Origin of the sequence: Geminicoccus flavidas (assembly GCF_009806515.1) — a bacterium.
In the GTDB taxonomy this organism is placed as follows: domain Bacteria; phylum Pseudomonadota; class Alphaproteobacteria; order Geminicoccales; family Geminicoccaceae; genus Geminicoccus; species Geminicoccus flavidus.
Window position 1 is genome coordinate 1 of record NZ_WUJP01001035.1, and the last position, 8,023, is coordinate 8,023.

The 8,023-nt window shown below is 63.2% G+C and carries 9 protein-coding genes; 5 read left to right on the top strand and 4 right to left on the bottom strand.

Going from position 1 to position 8,023, the window contains the following annotated elements:
* Positions 1–2 precede the first annotated feature (2 nt).
* Complete coding sequence (locus tag EQG76_RS33800; RefSeq protein WP_200841242.1) at positions 3–83, top strand: helix-turn-helix domain-containing protein; 81 nt, start codon at positions 3–5, stop codon at positions 81–83.
* 204 nt (positions 84–287) lie between these two features.
* Here EQG76_RS33800 and EQG76_RS29645 read toward each other — a convergent pair whose 3' ends face one another.
* Both EQG76_RS29645 and EQG76_RS29650 read right to left on the bottom strand, forming a co-directional pair.
* The gene (locus EQG76_RS29645) at positions 288–629 is read right to left on the bottom strand and encodes a hypothetical protein (RefSeq protein WP_159718846.1); all 342 of its coding nucleotides are present in this window, start codon (positions 627–629) and stop codon (positions 288–290) included.
* Positions 626–1,282: a ParA family protein gene (locus EQG76_RS29650; RefSeq protein WP_159718847.1), complete on the bottom strand. Its 657-nt coding sequence runs from the start codon at positions 1,280–1,282 to the stop codon at positions 626–628. The genes EQG76_RS29645 and EQG76_RS29650 overlap by 4 nt, the downstream gene beginning before the upstream one ends.
* A 431-nt stretch (positions 1,283–1,713) precedes the next feature.
* On the opposite strand from EQG76_RS29650, the gene EQG76_RS29655 reads away from it, so the two are divergent.
* Positions 1,714–2,610: a replication protein RepA gene (locus EQG76_RS29655; RefSeq protein ID WP_159718848.1), complete on the top strand. Its 897-nt coding sequence runs from the start codon at positions 1,714–1,716 to the stop codon at positions 2,608–2,610.
* Between the two features lie 432 nt (positions 2,611–3,042).
* Here EQG76_RS29655 and EQG76_RS29660 read toward each other — a convergent pair whose 3' ends face one another.
* Both EQG76_RS29660 and EQG76_RS29665 read right to left on the bottom strand, forming a co-directional pair.
* Positions 3,043–3,918: a BKACE family enzyme gene (locus EQG76_RS29660; RefSeq protein WP_159718849.1), complete on the bottom strand. Its 876-nt coding sequence runs from the start codon at positions 3,916–3,918 to the stop codon at positions 3,043–3,045.
* Between the two features lie 52 nt (positions 3,919–3,970).
* Positions 3,971–5,338: an NAD(P)/FAD-dependent oxidoreductase gene (locus EQG76_RS29665; protein WP_159718850.1), complete on the bottom strand. Its 1,368-nt coding sequence runs from the start codon at positions 5,336–5,338 to the stop codon at positions 3,971–3,973.
* A 269-nt stretch (positions 5,339–5,607) separates the two neighbouring features.
* On the opposite strand from EQG76_RS29665, the gene EQG76_RS29670 reads away from it, so the two are divergent.
* The 3 genes from EQG76_RS29670 to EQG76_RS29680 form a co-directional block, all read left to right on the top strand.
* The gene (locus tag EQG76_RS29670; protein WP_200841241.1) at positions 5,608–6,354 is read left to right on the top strand and encodes an SDR family NAD(P)-dependent oxidoreductase; all 747 of its coding nucleotides are present in this window, start codon (positions 5,608–5,610) and stop codon (positions 6,352–6,354) included.
* A gap of 69 nt (positions 6,355–6,423) precedes the next feature.
* A complete protein-coding gene (locus EQG76_RS29675; protein ID WP_159718851.1) occupies positions 6,424–7,518 on the top strand; it encodes an extracellular solute-binding protein in 1,095 nt (364 codons plus the stop codon).
* 11 nt (positions 7,519–7,529) lie between these two features.
* Positions 7,530–8,023 (top strand): ABC transporter permease (locus tag EQG76_RS29680; RefSeq protein WP_407925588.1); only part of this gene is annotated, 494 nt, incomplete at its 3' end.

Consider the following 8,023-nt stretch of genomic DNA (forward strand, 5'->3'; position numbering starts at 1 on the left):
AGCTGGGTGCCGCCGCGATCGCCCGCAGGCTCGGCATCGGCCGGGCCTCAGTCTATCGGGTGCTGGGGGCAGTCAGGCGGTAGCGGGGCAATCGGCGCTGCCCCTCCCCGCCGATACAGCTACTCTGCTACGGGAAATGGGTGGCCAAGCCGATAGCCAGTTGCTGGCATGCACAAGCCATATGACGCGCCGATGGATGACGCCGCGCCGATGGCAGGCAGCTTCGCTACGCGCCCCGGGCAGTCCGCCGATCTCCTCGTCAGCAGAAGATGTGGCTCTCGCTGGCATCAACGCCGATTGCGGCGCTTGTCAGCAACCAAGTCCTGGTCATCGATCTCGAAGCCGGCATCGCGTAAAGCGCGTAAGACGAGGTACTGCTTGGTCACGCGCTGCTCCACGGCCTTCAGGGCGAGGGCTCGATCCAGATATTCTGGCACCTCAATGCGCAGCGACGCCATTGGGGTCTTCTTCGGTCGCTCGAGACTAGTCACCGCGCCCCATTCAGTCCCAATGCGGCGACTGTTTTCGTCTAGGACGGCATCATCGGCCTCCTTGGGACGGATCGCCTTCAGGTCCAGGCGCTTGCGCGGCGGATCGAGGTCGAGCGGCGGAAAGTCGATCTTCTTCATGTGATGGCAGCCAGACGTTCGATGTGCGCCAGGAGTTCGGTCGTGATGGCAGCAACGTTGACGGCGGCCGCTTGGTTACCCGCTTGGCGTGGCGTTCGGCCGGTCAGGTGCAACTCGCGGAACGCAGCCCGCTCCATCAATGCGGTCTCGAAGACGGGCAGCCCCCGCTCTTCGATACTCTCACGGACGTGGCGGGCAGAGCGCGATTCAAAGCCCGGCAGAACGCGGGTCCAGATCAAGGCACGGGCGATGTCAGCCCGGGCCAAATCCTGGGCATCGTCGATCTGAGCGAAGGTTTTCACGGCGTCACGAACGTCCGGTAGGCTGGCTTGACATGGCACCAGTACGAAGTTGCTGCGCTGTAGGCTCTTGAGCGCAAGGGTGGACGATCCACCAGGCAGGTCGACCAGGACAACGTCGTTGTCGGCCTCTGCCTTACGCATGGCGCTTAGTACGTTGCCCTCATCAACTGACGAGATGACCGAGAAGCCTTCGACTGCGGCCTTGGCACCGAAAGCGCTGGAGTGCTGGTTGAGGTCACAGTCGAGCAGGGCAACCCTGTAGCCAGCAGAGGCGAGTTCAGTCCCAAGAAGGATTGCAAGGGTCGTCTTCCCACAGCCCCCCTTGGAGGAAGCGATCGAAACCGTTGCCATATGTACACCTCAACATACTGACACATATTCTAATGTCTATATGGCCTGATGTGCAAGCGTATATAAATACGAGCGTCATTATATACATATTCAATTGTTTATATGTTATTTATTACATGTATAACAATACAAAATGATATATGTACATGTTGATAATTACATTTTTCCATGTGCGCATGATGATATATATGCTGCGGAATTGCGGAACCAGACTCCACGGGAAAGCGAGGATAAGAGCGGCCATCCCAACTTACCCCGTGGAGTCTGGTTCCGCTTTCTGTGGAGTCTGGTTCCGCTCAAACGGCCAAATCAGGGGTTATCCCGTGGAGTCTGGTTCCGCATAGCAAATATAAGAAACAACTATCTCTCAAATAGCTTGCGGAACCAGACTCCACATTGACGACCAACGCGCCAACCGACACGATCCAGCAATGGCCACAATCCATCAGATTATCACCCGAGAAGGAATCGACCAAGCCCGACAAAAGGCTACGACCAAGCATGAGCGCGCTCTGGTCGAAGCAGCTTATCAAGTCCTGACCGAAGATGCCGAGAAGATCGGCTTTACCTACAGCGGTTTCGCGCTGACTTCACTCCCGCACAAGCCCCATACCGATCTAGTCTGGCGGCGTGAGGGACATAATCTGACGCTGCTCATTGAAAGCGGCCGCGATCGCACCGGTAAAGCTATTGGCCTGCCATACGGGTCATACGCCCGCTTCATTCTCCTGTTCTTGCAAAGCGAGGCAGTGCGGACCGGCTCACGCGAGATCGAGCTCGGGCGGAGCATGAGGGTATGGCTCGGAAGTATGGGGCTGTCCATCGGCGGTACGACCTATCGCATGGTCACCGAGCAAGCAAAACGCATCTCTCACTGCCGCTTGCAGTTCTTTATGGATAGGGCAGGGGCCGAAGTGATGCGCCATGGCGGTTTTGTCGACGGCACAATCTCCATGTCGGATCTCGGGGACCAGCAAAGTCTATGGAATGATCGGGTCCTTCTGAACGAGGAGTTCTACCGCGCGCTACGTGATCATCCAGTTCCGGTTAGCACCAGCGCTTTGCGGGCGATCGGCCCCAGGTCAATGGTCATCGACGTGTATATCTGGCTGGCCTACCGCCTGCATGCCCTGACCAGCGATGTTGCAGTCAGCTGGCCTGCCTTGCATAGCCAGTTCGGCTCAGGCTTCCAGCTCATGCGGAAGTTCCGGGCACACTTCATCGAGTGTCTTGATCTGGCACTGGCCGCCTACCCAGACGCCAACGTCAGCGTTGGCGAACGTGGCATAACCCTGCATCCCTCCCGCCCAGCAATCAGCCGGGCCTAGTGTGGAGTCTGGTTCCGCCTGAACCGTTGGCCCGGCACCGGCACAGGGCGGTGCCGGACCAAGAGCGCATGATGCTCCGTAAAATCATCATCTTGTCTTCGCACGCAGGATCAGTTCGTGCTGCTGCGCGGCAGCTCGGTGCGCTCTCAAGGCTGAGCCGAAGCGGCGGTTGTGCTCGCCGTCGTAGCCTACATCCGCGAGCACCGTATCGAAGTCGATAGGTGCTACCTCCTACAGAATTGCCGGTACCAGGTCGGGCGAGTCCTGACAGCAGGCCCGATGCCGGCCACCGCTACCTTGACCTCGCACCGGGACGACGCCCAGTGCTCCAGCACCGTCTCGATCGAAGCACCCGCCATCCACGAACTATGAGATACGGTGAGCCATGGAGGCTGAGATCATTTCAATAATGCAACTGTAATTCTTGCTTGGCTAGGTTTGGAGCCCAAGTTGCATTCTTGCTGAGTATGGTCTCGCGATTACTGCTCCGAGCTTCTCCAATAGCCAACGCGCCTGCTCGACGAGCTGCGCATTGCTTTGCACGAGTTCACTCTTGGAGATGCGAATCGTGTCTTCCATGCCGATGCGGACATGGCCGCCCAGGAGAAAAGCCTGCATCAGCATGAGGAAAGCTGCTCGTCCGATACCGAAGCCGGTCCAAACGGCGTCGCGTGGCAGGAGGTTGCGGGCATAGAGCATCGTCTCGGGGGACGCGGCGAAACCGTACTTGACGCCCAGCACGAGGCTGGCCAGTGGCGGCCCGCGAAACGCGCCATTGGCGAGAAAGTCGCTCAGCAGCGCGATGTCGCCGCTGTCGAACAGCTCGAATTCCGGCCGCACCCCGCCATCGTAGATGATCTCCGCCATCCGGCGCACATAGGGTGGGGTGCTGATCACGACCTCGCTGCCAAAGGTCATGGTGTTGAGGTCGAGGGTGCAGATCTCCGGCCGGAGGTGGCGGATATGCGCCACGCGCTGCTCGGCCGTGACGAAATTGGTGCGCGGGCCGGCCACCTTCGGATCCGTCTCACCGGGCTGGAAGCATCCGCCGGGGCCAGTCGTCACGTTGAGGATCACCTCATCGTTCCGTTCCCGGATCAGGCGGACGAGTTCCTGGTAGTGATCGAGCTCCATGGATGGGCGCCCGTCCGGATGGCGCACGTGAAGGTGGAGGATGGCAGCGCCGGCTTCCGCGGCTTCCAGAGCCGAGGCCGCGATCTCGGCCGGCGTAATCGGAAGGTTTGGGTTGTCCTCGCGCCGGGTCAGGCTGCCGGTGACGGAGCAGGTGATGATCGTCTCGTTGGCCATCGGCGTCGGTCCCGGATGGTGGCTGATGCTCGGGCAGGCCGCTCCGGCCGCTTCACGGCTGCGCCCTGGCAGAGGTTGCCGGCTGGCGGGCGGCGATGCGCCGGTCGTGCCAGTCGAAACAGCGCATCGCCAAAGGAACGAACCAGGGTGAGCCGCCGTAGAAGGGTGCAGTCGGAAAGCGGGCCGTCTCGAAGACCGATTCCGCATCCTCGCGGCCGAGGATGCGGCGCGCCACCAGCCGGCCAAAATGCGTCCCGATCGGAATGCCGGCGAAATTGTAGCCGAGCGCGAAATGGATGCCGTCCTGCCGGCCGATATGGGGCATGAAGTCGAAGGTGCCTGCGCACAGGCCGGTCCAGGCACGGGCGAGGCGGACGTCCTTGAGATCGGGCAGGATCGCTGCCAGCCGGCTACGCAGTGCGGCCGCCAGCGGTGCCGCTGTGTCGCTGGCGGTCCCGGTCAGGCCACCGAACAGGATGCGGTTCGAATCTGGGGCGGGACGGATGAAGTCGATGTTCATCCGCGTGTCGAGATAGGTTCGTCGCCTGGGCAGCAGCCGTTCGATCAGGCCGGGCGGGAGGATCTCGGTCACGACGATGAAGCCGCGAAACGGAATGACGCGCCGGACATGCCAGCTCAGGTGGCGGCTGGTGTAGCCGTTGGTCGCGATCACTACCTGGCGTGCGTGGAACGAGCCGCGCGCCGTGGCGATCCGCTTTTGGCCTTCGCCGGGCTCGATCGATTGGACCGCGGTGAAGGGCAGGAGCCTGACCCCGGCAGCGCGCGCCCGCCGGACCAGGCCCTGATGGTAGAGGCCAGGATGGATCGAGCCCAGGTCCGGGATCACCGCCCCGCCGCAATAAAGGTCCGAGGCAATCTCGCGGTGCTGCTCGTGCCGCTCCACGACCTGGTACGGGAAGCCCACCTCGCGGTGCGTGGCTTCCAGATCGTCGATCAGTGCTCGGAAATGCGCTGGTGAGTTGGCCGCCACGAACCGGCCGCAGATCGTGTGATGGCAGTCGATCGCCTCCGCCTCGACCAGCGCCGCCACGCCCTTCAGGGCGGTGTCGAGCTCGCGATAAACGCTGGCGGCATAGGGGTGGCCGCCCTTCCGCGCGAGCCATTCGACCGAGCGCTTGAGGGTCCGGCCCAGAAAGCCGGCGCTGCGTCGTGCCGCTCCCTCGCCGATGCCCTGGGCATCGAGCACCACGACATCCGCACCGGCGCGCGCAAGATCCAGGGCCGCGACCATGCCGGTGATGCCGCCACCGATGATGGCGACCTCCACCTGGCGGGGCAGGTCGTGGTCCGCGGTGTCACCGCCCTGCCCGGGCGGAGCCGCCAGCCACCAGTAAGGCTCCTCGCGAAAGTCGGGGACGAGCAGCTCTGCCGGGTCCGATCTGCGGGCCGTGCGCAGCATCAGCGCCGTTCTGGCTGGCGGGCCGGGTCGAGACCTGAAACCGAGATTTCTCCCTGATTTCGATAAGCCTTATCGGATAGCAGAACCTTGTGCAGCGGGGGGCTGATCGTCAAGCGGCACCCGGCCGGGCGTGGCCCGCGGGCGGGCTTCCTGTAGCGGCGCCGGGGCAAACGGACTTGCCAAGCTAGTTGTATCGCATAACAATAATTTTCATCGAAAATCGATCTTGATGCGTGGGCTCGGGCGCAGCTCGCGGGTGGAGGCTCATGGTGACTGAATCGAGCGAGATGGCCGGTAAGCTTGCCGTCGTCACCGGCGGTGCCAAAGGCCTGGGCTACGCCATCGCACAGCTCCTGATCACCAGGGGTGCCAGGGTCTGCATCATCGACATCGATGCCGAGGGCCTGAGCCGTGCGGTGGCCAGCCTCGGTGGTGCCGGCAAGGCCGAGGGAGTCGCCGCCGACATCCGCCGGCGCGACGACGCGCATGCCGCGTTCGCCAAGGCCACAGCGAAACTCGGCCATGTCGATGTTCTGATCAACAATGCCGGAGTCTACCCACGCAAGCCGATCCTTGAGATCGATGACGAGGCATGGGACTACACGTTCGACGTGAACCTGCGGTCGATGTTTCACATGACGGTGGCTGCCGCCAATCACATGAAGCCCCGGCGGGCGGGATCGATCGTCTCGATCGCCTCGATCGACGCCTACATCCCCTATGCCAAGAACGCGCATTATGCGGCGGCAAAGGCGGGCGTGATCAGCCTCACCAAGTCCTTCGCGCAGGAGCTGGCGCCTGACGGCATTGTGGTCAACGCCGTTTCGCCGGGCCCGATCGACACGCCCAATCTGCGCGCCCTCGGCATCTACGAGGACCTGGCGAAGTCGACGCCGCTCGGCCGGGTGGCAGCGCCCGAGGACATCGCCGAGGTGGTGTATTTCCTGGCCAGCGGCCGCAATCGCTACATGACCGGCGAGACGGTCATCGCAGGTGGCGGGATCATCATGATCTAGCCCGCACTGCCGGCAAGGGAGGCCGGCGGCGATAAGCAGCGCAACCGGACAAGAACGGGGAAATGCACCATGACCGACGATCCGAAGCTTGCCATGCCGGGTGGGGGCGGTTCCCTCCTGGATCGTCGCCGCGTTCTGGCCGGAACCGGGGCCGCGCTCGGCACGGCGGGTCTGGTCACCGGCTTCCCGTCGATCCTGCGCGCCCAGTCGACCACCCTGACCGTGCCCAATTCTGGCGGTGCGCTCGAGGAGGCCTTCAAGGTCGCCTATTTCGACACGTTCAAGGCGAAGACTGGCATCCAGATCGTCGGCGCCCCCTACATGGACACCGCGCGCGTCAAGGCGATGGTCGACAACAACGCGGTCGACGTCGACGTCCTCAACATCGACGCCACCGAGGCGGCGGCCCTCGCCCAGCTGGGGCTCCTGGAGCCGATCGACTTCGACCTGATCGACAGGTCGGCGCTCCTGCCCGAAGCGACGGCCAGCGACTACTACCTGCTGGCCGATGTCGCGGCCTATGTCATGGCCTGGAACACCGGCAGCTTCGATGCCGGCACCCGGCCGAAGGACTGGACCGAGTTCTTCGATCCGGAGCTGGATGCCCAGCGCAGCCTGTGGAAGCTGGCACCCCAGACGCTCGAGGTCGCGGCGATGGGCGGCGGCCAGCCACGTGACAAGCTCTATCCGATCGACCTGGACCTGGCGTTCCGCATGCTGGACGGGATCAAGCCCAGCCTGACCTGGTGGACCTCGGGCGCCCAGGCGGCCCAATTGGTCATTGGCGGCGAAGTCGATGTCGGCACGGTCTGGAACGGCCGGGTGTACCAGACCAAGGAGGAGGGCGGCCCGGTCGACTACACGTTCGACCACGCGCTCTATGTCTGCGACGCGATGGTCATCCCGAAGGGGGCCAAGAACAAGAAGGCCGCCATGGAGTTCCTGGCGAACATGATGGACGCCCAGAACCAGGCGACCTTCGCCAAGGCGATCCCCTACGGCCCGGTCAACACCAAGGCGTTCGAGCTATTGAGCGAGGCCGAGCTGGCACGGCTCCCGAACTCGCCGCAGAACAGCAAGACCGCCGTGTTCCAGAACTTCGACTACTGGGCCGAGAACGGGCCGGCCGTGTTCGACCGCTTCAACAAGTGGCTGCTGGGCTGAGGAAACCGGCGATGCTGCAGCGGACGACGATCGGCACGGTCGCGGCCATGCCCGAGCGGACCGGGCGTCGTCCATGGTCCCCGGGCCGGGGCAATGCCCTGCTCCTGCTGCCGCCACTACTGCTGCTGCTGGCCTTCTTCATCCTGCCGCTCGGCACGGTAGTGGTGCAGAGCTTCTCCGGCCCGACCCCGGGCTTTGCGCAGTATGCGGAGATCCTGTCCAACAGCAGCACGCTGTCCGTACTCCTCTACACCTTCCAGTCTGCCCTCCTGGTCACCCTGTGCGCGCTCGTGCTCAGCTATCCGGTGGCGTTCGTGGTCAGCCGCGCGCGGGGCAGCCTGCTCCATCTGTGCCTGGCGGCGATCCTGATCCCGTTTTGGACCAGCACCGTGATCCGGACCTATGCCTGGATCGTCATCTTGCAGCGCAAGGGCGTTCTCAACGACTTCCTGCTCGCCATAGACCTGATCGAGCGACCGCTCCGGCTGACCAGCAACGGGGTGGG

Bases quoted from the DNA above. Each gene is read 5' to 3' on its own strand.
- EQG76_RS29645 (WP_159718846.1), bottom strand. From the start codon at position 629: ATGAAGAAGATCGACTTTCCGCCGCTCGACCTCGATCCGCCGCGCAAG.
- EQG76_RS29650 (WP_159718847.1), bottom strand. From the start codon at position 1,282: ATGGCAACGGTTTCGATCGCTTCCTCCAAGGGGGGCTGTGGGAAGACG.
- EQG76_RS29655 (WP_159718848.1), top strand. From the start codon at position 1,714: ATGGCCACAATCCATCAGATTATCACCCGAGAAGGAATCGACCAAGCC.
- EQG76_RS29660 (WP_159718849.1), bottom strand. From the start codon at position 3,918: ATGGCCAACGAGACGATCATCACCTGCTCCGTCACCGGCAGCCTGACC.
- EQG76_RS29665 (WP_159718850.1), bottom strand. From the start codon at position 5,338: ATGCTGCGCACGGCCCGCAGATCGGACCCGGCAGAGCTGCTCGTCCCC.
- EQG76_RS29675 (WP_159718851.1), top strand. From the start codon at position 6,424: ATGACCGACGATCCGAAGCTTGCCATGCCGGGTGGGGGCGGTTCCCTC.